At 47.2% G+C, this 20,249-nt stretch carries 20 protein-coding genes and 1 other RNA gene; 9 read left to right on the top strand and 12 right to left on the bottom strand.

Features of this window, described 5'->3' with window-relative positions; translation table 11 throughout:
• Positions 1-581: 581 nt before the first annotated feature.
• Genes thiS through proC form a run of 3 tightly spaced genes read right to left on the bottom strand, consistent with a single transcriptional unit; the run spans position 582 to position 3,774 of the window.
• Positions 582-779 carry a sulfur carrier protein ThiS gene (gene thiS, locus V3S16_RS02400; RefSeq protein WP_413883078.1) on the bottom strand — a complete coding sequence of 66 codons (198 nt, stop codon included), beginning with the start codon at positions 777-779 and terminating at the stop codon, positions 582-584.
• Positions 779-2,917: an aldehyde ferredoxin oxidoreductase family protein gene (locus V3S16_RS02395; protein ID WP_413883077.1), complete on the bottom strand. Its 2,139-nt coding sequence runs from the start codon at positions 2,915-2,917 to the stop codon at positions 779-781. Before V3S16_RS02395 ends, thiS begins: the two co-directional genes overlap by 1 nt.
• An 11-nt stretch (positions 2,918-2,928) precedes the next feature.
• Positions 2,929-3,774 (bottom strand): pyrroline-5-carboxylate reductase, encoded by an 846-nt coding sequence (gene proC, locus V3S16_RS02390; RefSeq protein ID WP_413883076.1) that lies wholly within the window; start codon positions 3,772-3,774, stop codon positions 2,929-2,931.
• Between the two features lie 286 nt (positions 3,775-4,060).
• On the opposite strand from proC, the gene V3S16_RS02385 reads away from it, so the two are divergent.
• The 6 genes from V3S16_RS02385 to V3S16_RS02360 all read left to right on the top strand — a co-directional run bounded on the left by V3S16_RS02385 (position 4,061) and on the right by V3S16_RS02360 (position 8,257).
• Positions 4,061-4,360, top strand: a complete 300-nt coding sequence (locus tag V3S16_RS02385) for a YggT family protein (protein WP_413883075.1) — start codon at positions 4,061-4,063, stop codon at positions 4,358-4,360.
• A 22-nt stretch (positions 4,361-4,382) separates the two neighbouring features.
• Entirely contained in the window at positions 4,383-4,886 is a 504-nt protein-coding gene (locus V3S16_RS02380) for a DivIVA domain-containing protein (protein WP_413883074.1), read from the top strand.
• 13 nt (positions 4,887-4,899) lie between these two features.
• Positions 4,900-5,982 carry a type IV pilus twitching motility protein PilT gene (locus V3S16_RS02375; protein ID WP_413883073.1) on the top strand — a complete coding sequence of 361 codons (1,083 nt, stop codon included), beginning with the start codon at positions 4,900-4,902 and terminating at the stop codon, positions 5,980-5,982.
• A gap of 20 nt (positions 5,983-6,002) precedes the next feature.
• Positions 6,003-7,184 carry a type IV pilus twitching motility protein PilT gene (locus V3S16_RS02370; protein ID WP_413883072.1) on the top strand — a complete coding sequence of 394 codons (1,182 nt, stop codon included), beginning with the start codon at positions 6,003-6,005 and terminating at the stop codon, positions 7,182-7,184.
• A 221-nt stretch (positions 7,185-7,405) separates the two neighbouring features.
• On the top strand, positions 7,406-8,098 hold the full coding sequence (locus tag V3S16_RS02365) for a zinc-ribbon domain-containing protein (RefSeq protein ID WP_413883071.1): 693 nt from the start codon (positions 7,406-7,408) through the stop codon (positions 8,096-8,098).
• Positions 8,099-8,110: 12 nt separating this feature from the next.
• Positions 8,111-8,257 (top strand): hypothetical protein, encoded by a 147-nt coding sequence (locus V3S16_RS02360; RefSeq protein WP_413883070.1) that lies wholly within the window; start codon positions 8,111-8,113, stop codon positions 8,255-8,257.
• Positions 8,258-8,263: 6 nt separating this feature from the next.
• Here V3S16_RS02360 and V3S16_RS02355 read toward each other — a convergent pair whose 3' ends face one another.
• The 6 genes from V3S16_RS02355 to V3S16_RS02330 form a co-directional block, all read right to left on the bottom strand.
• Positions 8,264-9,028: a type III pantothenate kinase gene (locus V3S16_RS02355; RefSeq protein WP_413883069.1), complete on the bottom strand. Its 765-nt coding sequence runs from the start codon at positions 9,026-9,028 to the stop codon at positions 8,264-8,266.
• A gap of 252 nt (positions 9,029-9,280) precedes the next feature.
• Entirely contained in the window at positions 9,281-10,213 is a 933-nt protein-coding gene (locus V3S16_RS02350) for a YbbR-like domain-containing protein (RefSeq protein WP_413883068.1), read from the bottom strand.
• 400 nt (positions 10,214-10,613) lie between these two features.
• Positions 10,614-11,480 (bottom strand): dihydropteroate synthase, encoded by an 867-nt coding sequence (gene folP, locus V3S16_RS02345; RefSeq protein ID WP_413883067.1) that lies wholly within the window; start codon positions 11,478-11,480, stop codon positions 10,614-10,616.
• Positions 11,481-11,591: 111 nt separating this feature from the next.
• Complete coding sequence (gene ftsH, locus V3S16_RS02340) at positions 11,592-13,577, bottom strand: ATP-dependent zinc metalloprotease FtsH (protein WP_413883066.1); 1,986 nt, start codon at positions 13,575-13,577, stop codon at positions 11,592-11,594.
• A 116-nt stretch (positions 13,578-13,693) separates the two neighbouring features.
• Positions 13,694-15,151, bottom strand: coding sequence for a tRNA lysidine(34) synthetase TilS (gene tilS, locus V3S16_RS02335; RefSeq protein WP_413883065.1), 1,458 nt, complete (start codon positions 15,149-15,151; stop codon positions 13,694-13,696).
• Positions 15,120-15,515, bottom strand: coding sequence for a DUF3568 family protein (locus V3S16_RS02330; RefSeq protein WP_413883064.1), 396 nt, complete (start codon positions 15,513-15,515; stop codon positions 15,120-15,122). Before V3S16_RS02330 ends, tilS begins: the two co-directional genes overlap by 32 nt.
• Positions 15,516-15,783: 268 nt before the next feature.
• Between V3S16_RS02330 and ffs the strand changes: the two genes are divergently transcribed.
• From ffs to dnaK, 3 genes are all read left to right on the top strand, one after another.
• Positions 15,784-16,031, top strand: an RNA gene (gene ffs / locus V3S16_RS02325) — signal recognition particle sRNA large type.
• A gap of 283 nt (positions 16,032-16,314) precedes the next feature.
• Entirely contained in the window at positions 16,315-16,959 is a 645-nt protein-coding gene (gene grpE / locus V3S16_RS02320) for a nucleotide exchange factor GrpE (RefSeq protein ID WP_413883063.1), read from the top strand.
• A gap of 28 nt (positions 16,960-16,987) precedes the next feature.
• A complete protein-coding gene (gene dnaK, locus V3S16_RS02315; protein ID WP_413883062.1) occupies positions 16,988-18,922 on the top strand; it encodes a molecular chaperone DnaK in 1,935 nt (644 codons plus the stop codon).
• Positions 18,923-19,011: 89 nt separating this feature from the next.
• Here the strand turns inward: dnaK and V3S16_RS02310 are convergent, their stop codons facing one another.
• From V3S16_RS02310 to V3S16_RS02300, 3 genes are all read right to left on the bottom strand, one after another.
• Positions 19,012-19,500, bottom strand: a complete 489-nt coding sequence (locus V3S16_RS02310) for an amino acid-binding protein (RefSeq protein ID WP_413883061.1) — start codon at positions 19,498-19,500, stop codon at positions 19,012-19,014.
• A gap of 15 nt (positions 19,501-19,515) precedes the next feature.
• On the bottom strand, positions 19,516-19,815 hold the full coding sequence (locus V3S16_RS02305) for a hypothetical protein (RefSeq protein WP_413883060.1): 300 nt from the start codon (positions 19,813-19,815) through the stop codon (positions 19,516-19,518).
• Between the two features lie 48 nt (positions 19,816-19,863).
• Positions 19,864-20,249 (bottom strand): FKBP-type peptidyl-prolyl cis-trans isomerase (locus V3S16_RS02300; RefSeq protein ID WP_413883059.1); only part of this gene is annotated, 386 nt, incomplete at its 5' end.

The raw sequence follows: 20,249 nt of genomic DNA, 5'->3' as shown, positions 1-20,249 counted from the left end.
ACCATATCAATTCTTAGTGGATTTTCCGTAGTCTGGTTGATGTGTGAAATCTGACCATACTAAATATTGGGGTGCACTCTATTACCTCACACAACCGTAAATTCTCCCTGATTCTGTTCTTGAAAGGGAATTCTTATCAACAACTCAACTCAACAACTCAACTCAACTTCTGTTCTTGAAAGGGAATTCTTATCAACTCAACTCAACTCAACAAAAGAGTTTATTTTGATTCTCTGTTAATGATGTGTTAATAATAAGACGGTATTAGGCAAAACATCTGAAATAATAAAGATGAAAGGATTTTAATCAAAAGAATTCCTCGATGCTCTGCATCGGGGTTAATAAGATAAAAATTCATTTTGATACCTCGCAGCTCTGCTGCGGGATAGTTCATTATGGCAACAATAAAACCTTTTGATCGCATCGCTGTAGACCCGAACATCGATATCGGTAAGTGAGAAAAAGATCCGCTGTCATCTCCTTCCTGTTAAATAATGAAGTTCTTCTCCAACTAAATTGGAGAAGAACCAATAATAATTATCTTTCTCTGTGAGCTCTGTGAGAAATATAAAAGTCCCTGTTTACCCTCCTGCGACCATAGGCAGAAGAAACACATCGGCATTATCCGGAATCAGAGTTTTCTCAAAATTAGGTTTAGATACAGGCTTGTCATTGATGCGAACGACCGCATATTGGTAGGAATCATTCAGATCATGGAGCAGATCTGCAATTGTCATCCCTTCGCGCCAGGGGTGCTGTTTGCCATTGATCCTGATCATTATTCAACGCCGTGTGACTTGAGTAGTTCCAAAATCTCGGGAAAGTCAATGCCGAGTCTTTTTACGGTTTCAATTGTCGGGATGCCGTTTTGCGTCCATCCTCTGCGTTTATATACCGCATCCTTTAGTTTTTCATATTGCTCCTCACGAAACTGTCGCAGCAGTGCTATTTTTTCTGCCGTCGATTTGTCCTCGATTTCGACCTTGTATTGTTCGACCAGCTGTTTATCGTAACGCTCTTGCCGTGATTCATACTCAACGGCCAGCACCGGACCGACCGCACGGTAGGGGATATTGTCATGCTCGCGCCGGCCAAAGCCCATTTTGAGGTTGAAGATGCGCTGAAAATTGTAGACGGCCTCGCTGATGCTAATAAGGTCGTCGGGCGTCGTCTGCCGGCCGGTTACCGCGCTGAAGTACTCTGCATACCATTGTACATGCTGCATGACTTTGGCCGGCTCCGGGGTATCCTTATTGTCTTCGGGAATAATATCGTTCCAGGGCAGCTTACACAGACCGCACAGACCAAACCAGGTTCTGAACATGGGGAACCAGTGCAGCGCCTCGGCTTTCTGCTCAAAGGTCGGCATAAAGTTGTGCACCATGTCAAGAAAGATCAGCCAGGCTTCATCATGCTGCGGCCCCTTAAGGGCCAGGCCGTAGCCCCCCTGCTGGGCCAGCGACTCTTTAGTCATATATTCTGAGAACTCGAGCCCTTTTGCTTCCATGCCGATATCCTGCATAATATCGGGATCGGCGCCGTAGTCTTTTGAGAAAATAAATTTCATCCTGCGAACACCCTGGCCCACAAGACGGCCAAAACCCTCTCCTTGTGCCATTTGATGAACGATTTCAAGAGCCGCCGCGCGGTTGCCGAAAGAAAGGTTAATTCCTCCGGTGTGATTCTCATTAATCAATCCCATCTCAAAGCATTCCATGGCAAAGGCTATACTCGTTCCCACTGAAATCGTGTCTAGGCCATAGGCATCGCAGTAAAAATTCATTTCAATAACGAAGTGAGGATCAAAGATGCCCAGGTTCGATCCGCAGCCGGCAATGGTTTCATATTCGGGCCCATCGACAAAAACTTTGGTCCCTTGATAAGGTCCGGTAAGAGGCACAAAGTCCTTGACGCCATGGGAGCAGGCCACTGTGCACCCCATCCAGCAGCCGTCAAACCCGGTGTCAAAAATGCGACGGTAAATCTCCTGGCCGAGGTTGCCTGTTTCAGGATGCCGGCCGTACTGGAAATTGTTCACCGGAAACAGGTCAAAGTCATCCATTATGGTAACAAGGTGGGTTGTTCCGATTGAGGACATCTCGTTTTGTTTGGGATCCAACTCGGTAATTTCCCGGGAGTGCATACGTCCAACCTCTTTTAATGCGTCCCCATCGGCTGGATTGTTTGTTTTTACCGTAACCGTGTCCCAGCGTGCCACAATTGCTTTTATTTTTTTATCGGCAAAGACGGTGCCGATGCCCCCTCGTCCGGCCTGTTTGTATCTGGCCCGCTTTCGTTTTAAATCATACCAGGTAAAGTTCAGGCATCCAATCAGCGTATTCTTGGCGCCGGGTCCGGTGGAGACCACTGAAATATTGCGAGGCTTACCCTTGGCGAAGTGATCTGTCAGTATCGCTGAAAGATCATAGGAATCATCCGGCAGCCCGACAGTCTCTAAAATCTGAACCTGCCCTTCAATCCCATCGACAAAAATTACAATGTCTTGGGACGCTTTGCCTTTAATTTCCAAGGCGTCAAACCCTGAAAACTTCAGATAAGGGCCGAAATATCCTCCCACATTGGAGTCGATCACGGATCCTGTTAAGGGAGAAATGGTTGTCACAATACTTTTTCCGGAACCCGGATATATGGGTGTCCCGCCCAGGGGACCTGAAGCAATACAGATGGTGTTTTCAGAATCATTCCATCTGGTTGTGTTGCTTACGGCATTCCAAAGCAGCCATAGATCAAAGCCTTTGCCGCCGATAAAGACCGCCTTCATTTTATCTGTAACCGGCTTTATTGAAATTTCTGCATCAGCAATATCGCAGCATAGCGTTTGCCCGGCATAACCGTTTGCAATCGCCGGTCGGTCGTAATCCAATGTTTTAATCGTTTTCATTTCAAATTGTGTCATTAATACAGCCTCTAACTTTTATTGGAAAAGTTTTTGGTTATTATTTCACCCAGCTCCCGGGAGCGTTGTGTGGCGACCTCAACGGCATTGATCAGGGTCGTGCGCAGTCCTCCTTTTTCCAAAGTATGAATGCCGGCAATGGCGGTTCCGCCGGGGGAGGTCACCATATCCTTTAATTTTCCGGGGTGTTCCTTGGTTTCCATCAACAGCTTGGCAGCCCCTAAAACCGTTTGGGTTGCAAGGAAAAGAGCGTCCTGCCTTGCCAGTCCCACCTTGACACCGCCATCGGCCAGAGCATCGACAATTAAAAAGATGTAGGCGGGTCCGCTGCCGCTTAAGCCCGTTACGGCATCCATAAGGATATTCTCTTTTAAAAATATGGTTTTACCCATGGAATCGAAGATGGCCATCGCCATTTTGACGTCATCCCGGGAGGCATTTTTCCCGGCCGCCACGACCGTGGCGCTTTCTTGAACGAAGGCGGCAATGTTGGGCATGACCCGGATCAGGCGTAATTTTTTGTTCAGGCACGATTCGATAGCTGCCAAAGAAACACCGGCTGCAATTGAGATAATGAGTTTGCTCATATCCAGTTTGGATGCTGTTTCGACCAGTACCGGGGCGATGATCTGGGGTTTGACCGCATAGATAATAATTTCGGATGCTTTAACCGCATCGAGGTTGTTGGTCGTTACAGCGACACCATATTTTTCTTTTACGGATTCGAGCTGATCTTCTCTAATATCCGTACAGATAATATTTCCGGCCGCGGTTGACTTCGATGAAATCAGCCCGCTGACGAGGGCTTCCCCCATATTCCCGGCTCCTATGATGCTGATAGTTTTGTCTTTTAACATTGATTTGATTCTCCTTATCGCCAGTGGGGCCCCAAAAGTTATTGAGAAATTGCGCATATTCGAGCTAACTGACTGAATCTATTATGCCTTCAAACCATTGAAAAGCCCTTAAAACTCCCTGTGAGAGATACGGGCTTGCGATATGACATCTTTTTATCTCCTGAATATTTAGTATGTCAATGATTTTGCCTGAAATATCTTGACTTATCTTCAAGAATATAATTAATTTTTACAATAAAATTTCTTTTTTGCAATCAGTCCCAAAAGATGAAAGGTTTTTATATATATGTTTATTATAGGTAATTTTTTAAAGGCGGTTGCCATAGTTCTAAACTATGTTCTCAGTTTTTACATGTGGATCGTGGTGGCGCGGGCGGTGCTGTCCTGGGTGAATCCTGACCCCTATAATCCTATTGTACGCTTCATCCATAGCGTTACTGAACCGATTTTAGATCCTATACGCACCCGATTACCTTTTGGTTTCGGCGGTATCGATATTTCTCCGATAATCGTTATCCTTGGCGTCGTTTTTTTGCAAAACTTTGTTGTCAGTAGCCTGCTTAGGCTGTCGATGTCTCTTATGTAACCAGTGAAAAACAGGTGATATCATGAAATTGACGCCCCTTGATATTCAGCAACAACAGTTTAAGATCAGGTTCAGAGGTTTTGATGTACGCGAGGTAGATGCATTTCTTGAACAACTCGCGGATGACTTCGAATCATCGCAGAACGAAAACGTAAGCTTGCAGGAGGAAATTGACCGGCTCAAACTCGAAAATCAGGGATACCGGCAGCGTGAAGAAACCTTTAAGCGTGCCATGCTCAATTCCCAGAAAGTATTAGAGCAGATGAAAGACAATGCTCAGAAATCGGCCGAGCTGATTATTGCAGACGCTGAAGTTAAAGCCGAAAAAATCCTCAACAGAGCCCACAACCGGCTGGCCCAGCTTCATGAAGATATTGCCGAGCTGAAACGCCAGCGCATCCAGATCGAAATTCAAGTCCGCTCAATTCTGGAAAACCATACCAAACTCCTCGACCTCGGCCAAGAAGAGACTGAAGCCCGGGACCAAGAAGATGCCAAATTGAAAGTGTTAAAACAACCTAAATAATTGGGAGAATAAAATGGCGAGAATAGACGCGTTTTTTAAGTTAATGAATGAACAGGGTGCTTCTGACCTTCATCTTGTCTCCGGGCAACCGCCCGCATTAAGGTTGATAGGCGATATGGAAAGAATCAAATATAAAGTTCTGGAAAATGATGACCTGAAAAGTATGCTTTATGAGATTGCACCTGAAGATAAAGTTAAGGTCTTTGAAGAAACCGGCGATGTCGATTTCGGCTATGAAATCCCCGGCTTGGCCAGGTACAGGGCCAATTTCTTTATGCAGAAATACGGGGTGGCGGCGGTTTTCAGGCAAATCCCCGAAGAAATCTTGACCGCCGAGCAGCTAGGCCTTCCGACGGTGGTTTCCAAGCTGGCCTCGCTGCCGCGAGGGCTGGTACTGGTGACCGGCCCCACCGGAAGCGGCAAATCTACCACCCTGGCCGCCATCATCGACGAGGCCAATAAAACCCGCAAGGATCATATCATCACGGTGGAAGATCCCATCGAGTTTGTCCACGTAAGTCAGAGCTGTATTATCAACCACCGCGAAGTCGGCCTGCATACCAAGTCGTTCACCGCCGCTTTAAAAGGAGCCCTGCGGGAAGATCCGGATATTATTCTGGTGGGTGAAATGAGAGACCTGGAAACCATCTCCCTGGCCATCGAAGCGGCCTCCACCGGACATCTGGTTTTCGGGACCCTGCATACCTCCAGTGCACCCAAAACCGTTGACCGTGTTATCGAAGTTTTTCCTTCCAGTGAGCAGTCCCAGATTCGCTCGACCCTGTCCGATGGACTGCGGGCCGTTATCGCGCAGGTGCTGTTCAAGCGGATCGATAAAAAAGGACGCTGTGCCGCTATGGAGATTTTGATTGCCACTGCGGCGGTCCGCAATCTGATCCGGGAAGGTAAAACCCACCAGATCAACTCCATGATTCAAACCGGTAAAAAATACGGTATGGTGCTTTTAGACGATGCTATCATGGATCTGCTCAACAAAGGGTGGATCGGCGGGGACGAAGCCTACATGAAGGCCAACGACAAGAGCAAATTCAGGCCCTTTTTGAAAAATCCGCCCTCTGATTTCACGGATGCATAATTATTTTATGAGGTGGTGTTATGAAAAAACAGGAAGTCGATTATATTCTGGCAAGAATGCTTGATGCCTACGACAATGTTTCCGACCTGAATATCACCGTAGGCAAACCGTTTCAGGTCGAATCTTCGGGTCAGCTCGTCAGTGTGGAGATCGATCCGCCCTTTGACGAGCTTACACCGTTTCAGACCGAAATCTTCGCCCTCAACCTGGTCAACCAGGACCGGCGCCTGACTGAAACGCTTTTAAACGAGGGGTCCTGCGATTCATCCTACGAGCTTCCCGGCAAGGCGCGCTTCAGGGTCAATATCTTTTCCCAGCGCAGCAACTACTCCAGCATTTTGCGAAAACTGGAGACTAAAATTCCCACTTTACAGGACAGGGAACTTCCCAAAGCCTTTTACAAAATGGCCCTGGAAAAAAATGGAATCATTTTGGTCACCGGTGCCACCGGCAGCGGCAAATCGACTTCACTGGCCGCGGTCCTCAATGAAATCAACGAAACAAAATCGGTCCACGTGGTGACCCTTGAAGACCCGGTGGAATACGAACACCCGCACAAGAAATCCACCTTCAACCAGCGCGAGATGGGCACCGATTTCGATGCCTTTTCCAGCGGCCTGCGAGCAGCCCTGCGCCAGGCTCCCAAGGTGATCCTGGTGGGCGAAATGCGCGATCGCGAAACCGTGGAAATCGGCCTCAGTGCGGCTGAAACCGGCCATCTGGTGGTGAGCACCCTCCATACCGTGGACGCGGGACAGACCATCAATCGCATCCTGGGTATGTTCTCCACCGAGGAAGAGAATCAGCTTCGCATTCGGCTGGCCGATACGATCCGCTGGATCGTATGCCAGCGCCTCCTGCCCAAAATCGGGGGGGGACGGGTGGCGGCCTTTGAAATTATGGGGTCGAACCTGCGGGTCAAGGACACGATTCTGCACGGGGAATCCGAAGGCAAGACCTATTATGAAATTATTCAGGCCGGCACGGCCTTTGGTATGACCACCTTCGATGATTATATTGTGGAATTGTACAAAAAAGAACTAATTGATGAAGAGACGGCCATGGCTTACGCTTCCCGCAAAGGTATCGTGGGCCGCGGACTCGACACGGTCAAGAGCGGCCGCGGAGAAGCCACCACCGATATTGAGGAACTAGCGATAGACACCGGTTATGGAAAGAAGCCAGGCCGTCCGTCCTTTTGACCCTTTCCAACTAAGAAACTAATACATCAATTGAGCGAAAAAGCTGCAATGGAGTGTTATTGGTTATTCGTTATTAGAAGAGGAGTCCGACACGGTTTTATATATCTATCAGCAATGAAGTATAAGATCGTGCATTGATATCCACAAATCAATAACGATTAACGGATAACGCCTAATCGAGCTTTGGCTCGATTAGGGCAATATCTATAGAGGAGAAAATCATGGATGTCGCCTGTGACAAGTGCCCGGCCAAGTTCAAAATTCCGGATGAAAAAGTTCCCAAAGGGCAGGTTTTTGCGGTGACCTGCCCCAAGTGCCGGAACAAAATTTCTATTGACGCTCGAGTTGATGCGCCTCCACCGCCAAAAGAGACCCCGGCACCGGCGGCCGAACCAGAACCGGCTAAAGAAAAAACTCTTCTCGACGAAGTGGACGCCGACGCCTACGACGCCGAAGAAAAGCCTTTTGATTTCCTGGAAGAAGGCGCGGAGACAGCCCTTTTATGCGAGCCGGACCAGACCGCCCGGTCCAAAATCAGAAAAGCTCTGGATAATTTGGGGTATCATACCACCGAACCGGATTCAGCCAGGGAAGTTCTCAAGCAGATGCGTTTTCACGTTTTTGACATGGCAGTAATCAATGAGTTGTTTGACACCTCGAACCCGGACCTGAACAATGTCCTTAGATACCTGGATCAGCTTCCTATGTCCACCCGGCGCAACATCTTCGTGACCCTTGTTACCGATCGTTTCCGTACCAACGACAACATGGCGGCCTTTAACAAGAGCGTCAACCTTGTGATTAATCCGAAGAATATCGATGATTGCGAAAAGATTCTTAAACGCGCTCTAGCGGACAACACCGCCTTTTACCGCGTCTTTAAAGAGACGCTTATTAAATTCGGCAGGGCCTGAAAGTATTGAACTATGGAATATACCTGTGTTGATTATCGGACTGAAATGATCCTTTTGGGGCTTAAGCGCCGTCTGGAACTGGCAGACTTGAGTGCGGAGGAAAAGGAGGACATCCTCAAGCAGATTAAAAAGCTCGAAACAGCAATGGAACTCGATTAGAACTGGTTATAGGTTGTTGCTGATAATCCGCAACCCCTCCAGCGTCAAGGCTGGTTCAACAGCTTCAATGGTCTCAGACACTTGCTGCATAAGCCCTGCCAAACCTCCGGTAGCAATTACTTTGGCGTTTGTTCCCATCTCCGCCTGCATGCGTTTTACCATTCCATCCACAAGACCGGCATAGCCGAAAATAATGCCCGCCTTAATACTGCTGGCGGTATCTTTGCCGATCACGTTTTCAGGAGGAACGAAAATTTCAACCCGGGGAAGTTTAGATGCCTTCATAAACAGGGCCTCGGAAGCGATCATAATTCCGGGGCTGATTGCGCCGCCAAGGTATTCCCCGGCCTCTGAAATGGCATCAAAGGTTGTTGCGGTTCCAAAGTCTATGATAACAAGGCTGGTGCGGTACTTATCAAATGCGGCCACCGCGTTCACGATACGGTCGGCCCCTATTTCGGATGGATTTTTGCATCGTATGGGGATGTTAGGGAAAGACCCGGCATCGACCCAGTGCGGCCTTGGCCCCAGGTATTTGCGGCAGAAAGAATCGAGAATGGTTACCATGGGCGGAACCACGCAGGAAATAATGATTTTGCCGATATCCTTGGAGCCGATATTGCCTTCGGCAAACAGACCTGTAGCCAGGACATGAAACTCATCTTCAGTAGTACGCCTCTCGGTACGTATCCGCCAGTCTTTAATCAAATGTTTGCCATCATATACGCCGATTACAGTATTTGTATTCCCGACATCGATAACCAGTAACATAACAGTGCTATCCTCTGACTTTAAGTATTATGTTTATACAACCCAAATAAGTTGAACATATTATTTCTTCTTCTCTGGTACATTGGAATAATGGAGTGCTGGAGTATTGGAAAATAAACAGACATTAATAGGTTTTTCTGGCCCAAAATTCCAACACTCCAGCACTCCAGTCATCCATGGCCTTGCAGGCGCAGGCTTACAAGACGACCTTTGTTTTATTATATGTCCGCAATATAAACAAGCTGAAACCTTCTATGGGTTATATATCTTTACAGTAAATATTTCGGGCTCTGCACCAGCAAGAGTTGTTTTTACAGGTAGTGCAATGGCCGCACGTCTCACATACACGCCGGGTTTTAAGTCTTTGAGATCAATATATACTTTTATGCCTTTTTCAGCATAAAGCTTTTCAAGGACATTAAGCGGTCCCTTTACCTCAATATCTAAGCCGGGTGGTGAAATGCTGTATTTATACTGCGAATTTCGGCCTTCAACGGGAATATCATGATAAATTTTTGTGACAATCTTTTCTTCAATAAATACTTCAGCAAGGACAATTTTTGTGGCAGAGATGACTTCAAGGTCTTCGGCCAGGTCAAGTGCTATTTCTTTTTTAAAAGATTCTGATATTCCTTTAATTTCAATCGGTTTTGTCAGGACTTTTTCCATGGGTCCCAGAATGTTTTGCGGTCCTCGCAGGACAGCCGAAAATGGTTTCGCGACAGCACCGGCAACGATAAAGCCTGAGGCCGGCTTTCCGGAAAGAGAAAGAATAACCGGAATTTCCTTTTTGATTTCGTTTTCTAGCCTGACGGTTAAAAGCTCTGGATGGATCTTAATGATCGTAACTCCTTTGGGCAGGGCCATACGGGTCTGGTCGAAATAAATCGTCTTGACACCGACACCTGCATCGGAGAGATCCAGCAAATATTTAAGTTTCAGCTTAGCAAGGGTCTCAAGGGCGGATTTCGGACCTCGAACACGAACCTCTATGCCCTTTAAATGAGATCCGGTAACGGTCAATCCCGAAGGTATTCCGCTAATTTCAACAGGAATAAAAAATTCGGCTTCATGGGCAGTAAAGCCGGAACACGATAAAACGGCCGTAACTCCCAATAAAAAGCAAAGAATAAGCCACTTCACATGCCTGCGACGGAAAATGGCCCAAAGTCTGTGGTTAGTCATGGCATAAGCGCTCATAGGTTCAGAGTTCACCGTTCAGGGTTACCTTTCGTAGGTGTTCACAGGTTCAGAGTTCACCGTTCAGGGTTACCTTTCGTAGGTGTTCACAGGTTCAGAGTTCACCGTTCAGGGTTACCTTTCGTAGGTGTTCACAGGTTCAGAGTTCACCGTTCAGCCTGCGACGAGCCCTTCGGCTGTGAGCCCTGTCGGCGAGCTCAGGTCGAGCCGCTCAGGGTCGAACGGCTACATTCGGCCTGAGCTCATGTCGAAGGCAGCCGGGTCGGGTTGTTTTTTTACTAACCTTTACTAACTCTCCGAACCTCCCGGCACGACGTAGCTCCAGCGTAGGCGGCTGAACCTTTGAACCCTGAACCCCGAACCCGTGAACAGTTACATAATTTATTTAGTCCTGTTTTATAGCATCAATAATTTTCAAAGTAGCGCGCGTATGGGCCACGTTATGGACCCTTATAATGTGGGCACCATTTAACGCTGAAGCCGCAACCACTGCCTGGGTGCCGGTCTCTACCACCGGCAAATCAGGCTGAATATCTTCAAGATTTTTGTCTTTAAGGATGTTACGCAAAAACGCTTTTCTGGAAGGTCCGATCATAATGGGAACATCCAGCGTTTTGAATTGACTAAGATGCCCAATTAGTGAAAGGTTGTGCGCGCTTGTTTTTCCAAAACCGATCCCCGGATCGATTATTATCTTTGACTTTGCAATCCCTTTTTTGACAGCACGATCGATGGCCTTTTCAAGAAACGTTTTAATTTCTGAAATAAGATCATCATATGCAGGTTCAATCTGCATGGTTTTTGGCGTTCCGAGCATATGCATTAAAATAACCGGCACATCGTATTCGGCCGCCAGTGCTGCCAGATCTTCATCAAGTCGCAGCGCCGACACATCGTTGATCATGGATGCGCCGGCCTCAAGAGCCCTGCGGGCCACTTCGGTTTTGGTAGTATCGATGGAAATGGGAATCGATACCCGGGATGCGAGCTTTTCAATTACCGGTACAACCCGGCGAATTTCTTCTTCGGCAGATACCTGATCAGAGAACGGGCGCGTCGATTCTCCCCCGACATCAAGAATGTCAGCTCCGTCTTGGTACAATTTTTGGCCTTGAGCCACCGCCTGGTCGAATGCAAAAAATTTACCCCCGTCTGAAAAAGAATCGGGGGTTATATTCAAAATGCCCATAATGCGGGTTTGCTTACCAAAAACAAGGCTGTGACCGCTCCAGGACAGGTTATAGATGCCCATTTCAAAGGTCTCGGTTATATTTGAGTATAAAATCGCTTGACGATTTTATACAACGTCCCGAAAGGCATTCGGGGCTTTAGAAGGTAAATTCCTTAATTGTCAAGGCGCCGGTTAGTTGCCGGCAGCGTCTGATTTTGTTTCGGCTGCAGATTCATCATCAGCTTCGTCTTCTGCTTTTGTTACGGTTTCAGATTTTGCTGCCGCCCGGGCTTCTGCTGTATCTTCAGTCTCTGCCTTTGGTTCGGCTTGGGGTTCGGCGGCTTTTACTTTTTCTTGGTTTTCAGTATGTTTTGACGGGAAGTCAAACCCCGGTTTCATGGAGCTGATCAGTTCATCCAGTTCAGCGCCCTTGACGGTTTCTTTTTCAAGTAGACGATCGGCCAGGGCATGCAATACATCTAAATTTTCCTTTAAAGTTTTCTGGGCGCGTTTATAGGCATTATCGATCAGTTTGGTGATTTCTTCGTCAATTTTTCTTGCTGTCGTATCGGAATAGTCCCTGTGCTGAGCAATTTCACGCCCTAAGAAAATATGCTCTTCGCCTTTGGCATAAGAGAGCGGGCCTAGTGCATCACTCATACCCCAACTGCGCACCATTTTCTGGGCAACGTCCGTAGCCTGTTTGATGTCGTTGGCGGCACCGGTGCTAATACGGTTAAAAACAATTTCTTCAGCCACTCGTCCGCCCAAGGCCACCGACAATTCGCTTTCAAGCTGGTCTTTATATTTAAAGTCGCTCTCTTCGGGTAAAAACCATGTCATCCCGGCCGCATGCCCCCTGGGAATAATGGTAATCTTGTTGACGGCGTCTGTTCCGGGCAGAAGACGGGCCACCAGGGCATGCCCGCCTTCATGGTATGCCGTGGTTTTGCGATCTTCCTCCTTGATGACTTTCGATTTTCGTTCCAGACCCATGTAGACCTTGTCCTTGGCATCGTCTAAGTCGGACATATCGATTTTTTCTTTGTTCCTTTTGGCACCAAGAAGAGCGGCTTCGTTAACCAGGTTTTCCAGATCTGCACCGGAGAAACCGGGTGTGCCCTTGGCAAGGACGACCGGGTCTACGTCAGAGTCCATTGGCGTTTTTTTCATGTGAACCTTCAATATTTTTTCGCGTCCGAGAATGTCAGGCAGCGGCACAACCACCTGGCGGTCAAAACGCCCCGGGCGCAACAGAGCCGGGTCCAGGACATCGGGCCGATTTGTAGCAGATATAAGGATGACCCCTTCATTCGATTCAAACCCGTCCATTTCAACCAGAAGCTGATTTAGAGTCTGTTCTCTTTCATCGTGTCCACCGCCAAGGCCTGCTCCCCGGTGCCTGCCGACGGCATCGATATCGTCAATAAAGATGATGCAAGGTGCATTCTTTTTACCCTGGACAAAAAGGTCCCTGACACGCGAGGCGCCCACGCCGACAAACATTTCCACAAAATCAGAACCGCTGATATTAAAGAACGGAACATCGGCCTCCCCGGCAATGGCACGTGCCAAAAGAGTTTTGCCGGTACCGGGAGCGCCCATCAGAAGAACACCTTTAGGTATCCGGCCGCCAAGACGTGTAAACTTTTTGGGCTCCTTGAGAAACTCAATAATTTCGTACAGTTCCTCTTTGGCCTCATCGATTCCGGCAACATCTTCAAAAGTGACTTTCTTGGACTGGTCTGATTGCAGGCGGGCCCGGCTCTTTCCAAACGACATGGCTTTGCCGCCGCCGGACTGCATCTGGCGCATGAAAAAAATCCATACGCCAATGAGCACAATCATCGGAAACCACGAAACCAGGACCGACATATACCAAGGAGATTCAGCCGGTGGTTTGACATTGATTGCAACCCCCTTGTTTCTGAGGATTTTAATCAGGTCCGTATCCTGGGGTGCATATACCTTGAGGCGGTTGTGGTTTAAATCCGTTACAATGAGTTCTTGCCCCTGGATAATGACGTCGCTGACACGCTCGCTTTCGACCATGTCAAGAAATTCGGTGTAACTGATCTTTGTTTCAACCAATTGGGGTTGATTAAACAGGTTATATAGCATGACCATCATAAGCGTGATGACCAGCCATAGCGCCAGGTTTTTGTAAAATGGATTCAAAAGTCTTTACCCCCTGCAAACGATTAATGCTAAATTTAATGATCTCGTAAAAATTTAGTAAAGCGACCTTTTTACGACTTCGCATTCATCAGAGTTATGTTAATCATTATTGTCAATTAGGCAAGTATAAGTTCTCCTTTAAGTATATTGCCGGTAGCAGGCATCACTTTCACAGATTCATCGATGCGATAACCCACCACCCAGATTATTTTTCCCCGGCTGATGAGGATGGGACATTTTGCGCGCTGGGTTCTCGGCACCTTATGATTGATAAAAAAATCTTTTAGCTTTTGGGTTCCGCTCATACCGAGCGGCTTAAAACGGTCTCCCGGACGAAAGTTCCTTAAAATTAGTGGGAAACTAAGTCTATCCATATCAAAAAAACCGGCCTGATGTCCAGTACGACTGAAATCAGGCCGATTTTCAGGCCTCATTTCAGACAATTTTACCTGCGCGTCAATCTCGGGGATGAAAATCTTTCCGGGCATGTCTATTATGTATTCATAAGCAGGCGTTTCATCGGCGTCGGATTTCAAATCAAGATCACGTAATGCTTTTTTCTCTTTGGAAATCAGCAGCACGTCTTTGCGGCACTTAACACGGACCTGATCCGGCAGATCAAGAGTCCCATAGGCCCGCCGACTTTCCAAAAGGCGAATCACTGCATCGATATGCGCAAAGGTAATGCGCCTTAAGTTTCCTTTGATCCTTGCAATGGCTTTACGAATTATTCGTCTCAAAGCGGCTGTGTGGAGTCCCTCAAGCCCGGAGACCGCAAGGGTAACGGTATTTTCCCGTACATTCGAAACAGCAGCATCAAAGACAGGTTGTACGACCTCGTCCATCCATTCTTCTTCGGAGCTTATGATTGAAGCCAGGCGATTAAGGGTTGCTATGATATTTGGATTGTAAGATGTTTCCAGCAGCGGAATTAAATGATGACGGACTCTGTTTCGCAAGTGCCTTTCGTCTAAATTGGACCTGTCGGAAACATATTTTAGTTTTTTTAGCTTTAAATATTCAATAATATCGGTTCGTCTTAACTTTATAAAAGGCCGTACGATCTTGCCGCTTCTTACCGGAGGAATACCTGCAATGCCAAGGGGACCGCTTCCTCTAAACAGATTCATCAGGACCAGTTCGGCATTATCATCACAATGATGGCCCAGGGCAATTTTATCGAAACGATTGCTGGCGGCCACATCCATAAAAAAGGCGTAACGCATGCGTCTGGCGGCTTCTTCCAGGGAGAGTTTTTTTTCAAGCTGATATTTACGAACATCAGCTTTATGGAGATGGAAGGGCAAACCGTATTCGCCGGCCAGCGATGCAACAAATTTGGCGTCATCGTCTGCATCTTGCAGGCGAAGGCTATGATTCAAGTGAGCGATTCCAAGTTTGAGGGAGAATCTGGAAGCTAAAGTGACGAGTGCATGCAGAAGGGCCACAGAGTCCGGTCCTCCGGACACCCCGACAAGAACCTTATCGTTCGGCTCGAACATTCTATAAGCCGCAATGGTTTGTTCAACGATCCGCAACAATTTATTTTTGTAGCCTTTGCGCGATGCTGGCATGAATCAGCTCGGAAACTTTTTTGTCCCATATTCCTACCACGCCGGAACGGACGGACACCTTCGTAATTCTGGGCTCGACCATCACGGTTTTGACAGTTACCGGTGTTCCATCGGTTCGTTTGGCTTTAATAGTTGCATTAATGCCGTCAGATGTTTCTTCAGTTATCGCTATTTTCAGACTTTTTAATGTTGCCGTGCAGGCCTGGTTGGTTGCATCAAACGACGCTTGATAGGAGCGTGACAGCTGACCGTTCATATAAGTATATACACCGGCGCCTGCGGCCGCTCCGGTGATTACGACGGCACACCCGATCGTAATCAAATAACAAGATAATATAATCGACAGCAACAGGTTTCGTGTCATGAGCCTGATTTTCCTTTACATACGCGGTAAGTTGGAAGGTCGGTGCGAGTTGCTGGTTGAGAAATTTACCAATGGTTATTACCCATAACGCGTAACTCGCAACTTTTAAGATGCCCAAGCAGATGTTACCTATGATAGAAACAGAGCCATGTCAATAAAAAACACTGGATATTGAGTTTGGAAATTGACAATATCGTTTATCTTGTGGTATCAAGCAAATCTTTTTTTACTTGAAAAAAATGCTTTTCGGTTATACTCATACCAGTGGTTGTGCTAGGCGGGGAGCTAGCGGTGCCCTTTTCCCGAAATCCGCTTTATGCGGGGCTGAATTCCCTCTTAAGGGTTTGATTTGGGACTCTGTTCTTCATTTTGACCGGCCGCCGCGCAACAGACGGTTACGAACCTCGTCAGGTCCGGAAGGAAGCAGCGATAAGTAATGCAGTCTGTGTCGCGGATCGGTCTCGGTCATAAATATGGCGAATGTGTTTCAGAAAAAATTCGATAGAGGGTGCACAACCAACTTCTATACTCTAAAAAGACTTTTTCCCCTCAAGCGCAGCGCTCTTAAAGCATAAATCAGTTTTCCTGTACTGATCATTTTTTACTGCTGACTGTTTACCTGCGACTGCCCTGGTGTTTTGGTGGCAATCAAAAAGTATTGCCACAAGATGTATAAAACTTACAAATAAGGAACCCATCCCAAAATACTAATTGCTGTCTTGACATTGTTTAAGACAGTCTTATTTTTTACAAAACTTAAAAATCTATATACAACTAAATCAGGGGATAACATCAACTGATGGGCGCAAAGCAGAAAGTTAAAATCCATAAAGAAAACGAAAAAGCCGACGAAAAAAATAAATCATTGCCCACCGGCGAACCGGACCAGGAAAATCGCATCGAGGCGGATGGTCCCTTGGCGGAACTGGAAGCAAAACTTGAGTCTGCCCAGCAAGAAGCCCAAGAGGCACATGATCGTTTTTTGCGAGTATCTGCCGACTTCGAAAACTACAAAAAGCGCACGGCCCGCGAAATGGAAGATTTCAGGAAGTTTGCCAATGAATCCCTGATTAAGCTGTTGCTGCCGGTGGTTGACAACCTTGAACGGGCTTTGGATTCGGAAGGCGAAAACCAGCATGCAAACAACTCTATCGCTGAAGGGGTGCAGATGACCCTTGCAGAGATATTGAAAATTTTTGAAAAATTTTACGTTAAACCGGTAGAATCCCTGGAAAAGCCGTTTGATCCCGGTTTTCATCAGGCCGTAATGCAGGAAGAGAACGACAGCCATCCTGACAAAACCGTTCTAAAGGAACTTCAAAAAGGATACCTGATGCACGACAAATTGATCAGGCCATCCATGGTGGTGGTTTCCAAGAAAAAAGAATCGCCTGAAAACCATAAAGACAATGAACCGCCTGAAAAGACAAAAGGAAAAAATTGATCATATTTGATAGTGAGGAGGACAACAAATGAGTAAAGTTATAGGTATCGATCTGGGCACCACGAATTCATGTGTGGCTATCATGGAAGGGGGTGACGCCAATGTGATTACAAACACTGAAGGGGGGCGCACGACTCCTTCAATTGTCGCCGTTTCCGAAAGCGGGGAAAGACTGGTGGGTCAAATCGCCAAACGGCAGGCCATTACGAATCCGGAAAATACGGTTTTTGGGGTAAAACGGTTGATCGGGCGTAAGTATGCATCCAAAGAAATCCAGGGTGATATGAAGATACTCCCCTTCAAAATCGAACAGGCCGGCAATGGGGATGTTCGCATCAATCTGCGGGGAAAGCAGCACAGCCCTGCGGAGATATCATCTTTTGTATTGGCGAACATCAAGAACACCGCTGAACAATACCTTGGAGAAAAGGTCACCGATGCCGTTATCACCGTCCCGGCTTATTTTGACGACAACCAGCGCCAGGCCACCAAAGATGCCGGTAAAATCGCCGGTCTCAATGTAATGAGAATTATCAACGAACCCACGGCGGCATCTCTGGCATATGGCCTGGACAAGAAGGCTGAAGAAAAAATAGCCGTTTTTGACCTTGGCGGCGGAACATTCGATATATCCTTACTCGAAATCGGTGAAGGCGTATTTGAAGTCAAAGCGACCAACGGCGACACCCATCTTGGTGGTGAAGATTTCGACCTTCGTCTAATCGATTATCTGGCGGACGAATTCAAGAAAGATCAGGGCATAGATCTCAGGGGCGACAAGATGGCGCTGCAGCGCCTCAAAGAGGCTGCTGAAAAGGCCAAAATGGAACTTTCCACGTCTCTGGAAACCGATGTGAACCTTCCGTTCATCACCGCCGATGCCAGTGGCCCTAAACACTTGAACATAAAGATTACCAGAGCTAAACTGGAAGCCCTTGTCAATGATTTGCTTGACAATTTAGAAGGGCCCTGCCGAATAGCCCTTAAAGATTCAGGCTGGAATGCCAAGGACATCGATGAAGTGATTCTTGTCGGCGGCATGACACGCATGCCGGCCGTGCACGAGCGGGTCAAAAAGATTTTCGAACAGGAGCCCCACAAAGGCGTCAACCCGGATGAAGTCGTTGCATTAGGTGCCGCCATTCAGGGCGGTGTCCTCAAAGGCGATGTTAAGGATGTTCTCCTCCTTGATGTTACCCCCCTTTCTCTGGGCATTGAAACTCTGGGCAGCGTCATGACCAATCTGATTGAAAAGAACACAACCATCCCGACCAAAAAGAGCCAGATTTTTTCAACCGCAGCCGACAACCAGCCGGCCGTTTCCATCCATGTGCTGCAGGGAGAACGCGAAATGGCTGCCGGCAATAAAACCCTGGGACGTTTTGAACTGGTGGGTATACCCCCGGCAGCCCGCGGCATACCGCAGATTGAAGTTAGCTTTGATATCGACGCCAACGGTATTGTGAATGTTTCTGCCAAAGATATGGCGACCGGCAAGGAGCAGTCCATTCAGATTACGGCCTCCAGCGGCCTGACGAAGGAAGAAATCGACAAGGCGATAAAAGAAGCCGAGCTGCACGCCGATGAAGACAAAAAGAAAAGGGAATTGGTAGATGCCCGCAATCATGCCGATACGTTGATTTATTCTACCGAGAAATCAATCAAGGATCTGGGCGATAAAATCGACGATGCTACCAAGAGCAGTGTTGAAGCGGCCTCTGAAAACCTTAAAAAAGCCATGGAAGGTGATGATACCCAGGAGATCAAACGCCTGAGCGAGGAGTTGACCCAGGCATCCCATAAGCTGGCGGAAGCGATGTATCAGCAGGCCTCCCAAGCGGGCGACCAGCAGGCCGACGCCCAACCCGGCGCGGAAGACACGGTCCAGACCGGACCTTCGGCACCGGAAGAAGATGTGGTCGATGCTGATTTCGAAGAGGTCAAAGACGACGACAATAAATAACATATAATTTCAGCGCAAATAGAAATCCCGCGAGCACTTGAAGTGTGAGCGGGATTTTTTTTGGCAAAACAGTTAATGAGAAATGCGGGTTAGGACCAATCTTTGAAGATCTTGGCCGCAAGCTCGATGTCTTCGGGGCAGAAGACAAACAGGCATTTTTCATCCTGTGATGACACCGAACCGTAAACATAGTTGATGTTAACGCTTTCTTCGCCGAACTTGCCGGCGATGGCGGCCAGGGTGCCGGGTCTGTTGTCAAGCTCAAGGGCCATCACCGGCATAATGTCAAAGATATAATCATTCTTCGACAAAAGGTCGATGGTCCTGTCGGTTTGATCAACAAGAAGTCTTATCAAGGCAAAGTTAGCCGAATCCTTGCGCATGCTATTGTAGCTGGCCACCGAAGCGATGCGCTTGAGCGATTTACCCCTGGCTTGAAAAAGATTCTGCACGTAGGAGGATGCATCCTGGATCGTGAGGGCGTCGATGTTGATGCCTTTGTCTCCCAGCAGCGACGCCAGCTTGCCGAGCTCGCCCGGAACGTTTTTCAGAAAAAGTGAAATTTCCGTTCTTACCATCTTTTACTCCTATTTTTATTTCTTCATCCAAAGATAGCTTAACCTCTGAAGGCTTAATGACTCTTGCAAACGGTTGTCATTGTTTTGTTCGCAAAGTTTTCGAATACATTTGCTGAGCATTTTTCTTCTTTCCGGATCTTGGAAAAAAGGGTCCAGTGGAAATTTTTCTGCACAGCTTTTAGTAACCCAAACATGAATACATTCAGGGCAATTGTATTCCAAAGGGCATGTTTTTTGCCCTGCTATTCTAGTATCAATTCCATCTTTTAAGATATCATTATCGTTAATCTCTGACTGGCAAAAAATACAATTCATAAAGACTCCTAATATATACCATGCGGCTGGACAAGGTGGGCGTGTTTGCTATATAATTTCAACAAGCTCGATTTTAAAGGTTAGGGTTTTCCCTGCTAGGGGATCGTTTTCATCTAACACAATATTATCTTCAGAAAAATGTTTAATGGTAACGACAGCATATTTTCCATCTTGTTTACGAACTCTAAGCCGCTTCCCAATTTCTAAATTTATTTCCGGGGGGAAGCTGGATCTCTCCATACCAAATACGAGTTCTTTTTTGTAAGGGCCATAAGCCTTGCCCGGGGAAAGCGTGATTTTCTTTTTGTCTCCTTTTTTCATGCCGACGACCGCATTTTCAAAGCCCGGCAGCATGTTTTTCTCTCCGACTGTAAACTTAAATGGCTCCTCGTCCATCGTAGAACCGAATACCGTTCCATCTACCAAGCAACCTT

The organism is Candidatus Desulfatibia sp. (assembly GCF_036446775.1).
In the GTDB taxonomy this organism is placed as follows: domain Bacteria; phylum Desulfobacterota; class Desulfobacteria; order Desulfobacterales; family UBA11574; genus Desulfatibia_A.
Note: the sequence above shows the minus strand (reverse complement) of the source record. Positions and strands in the feature narration are given on the sequence as shown.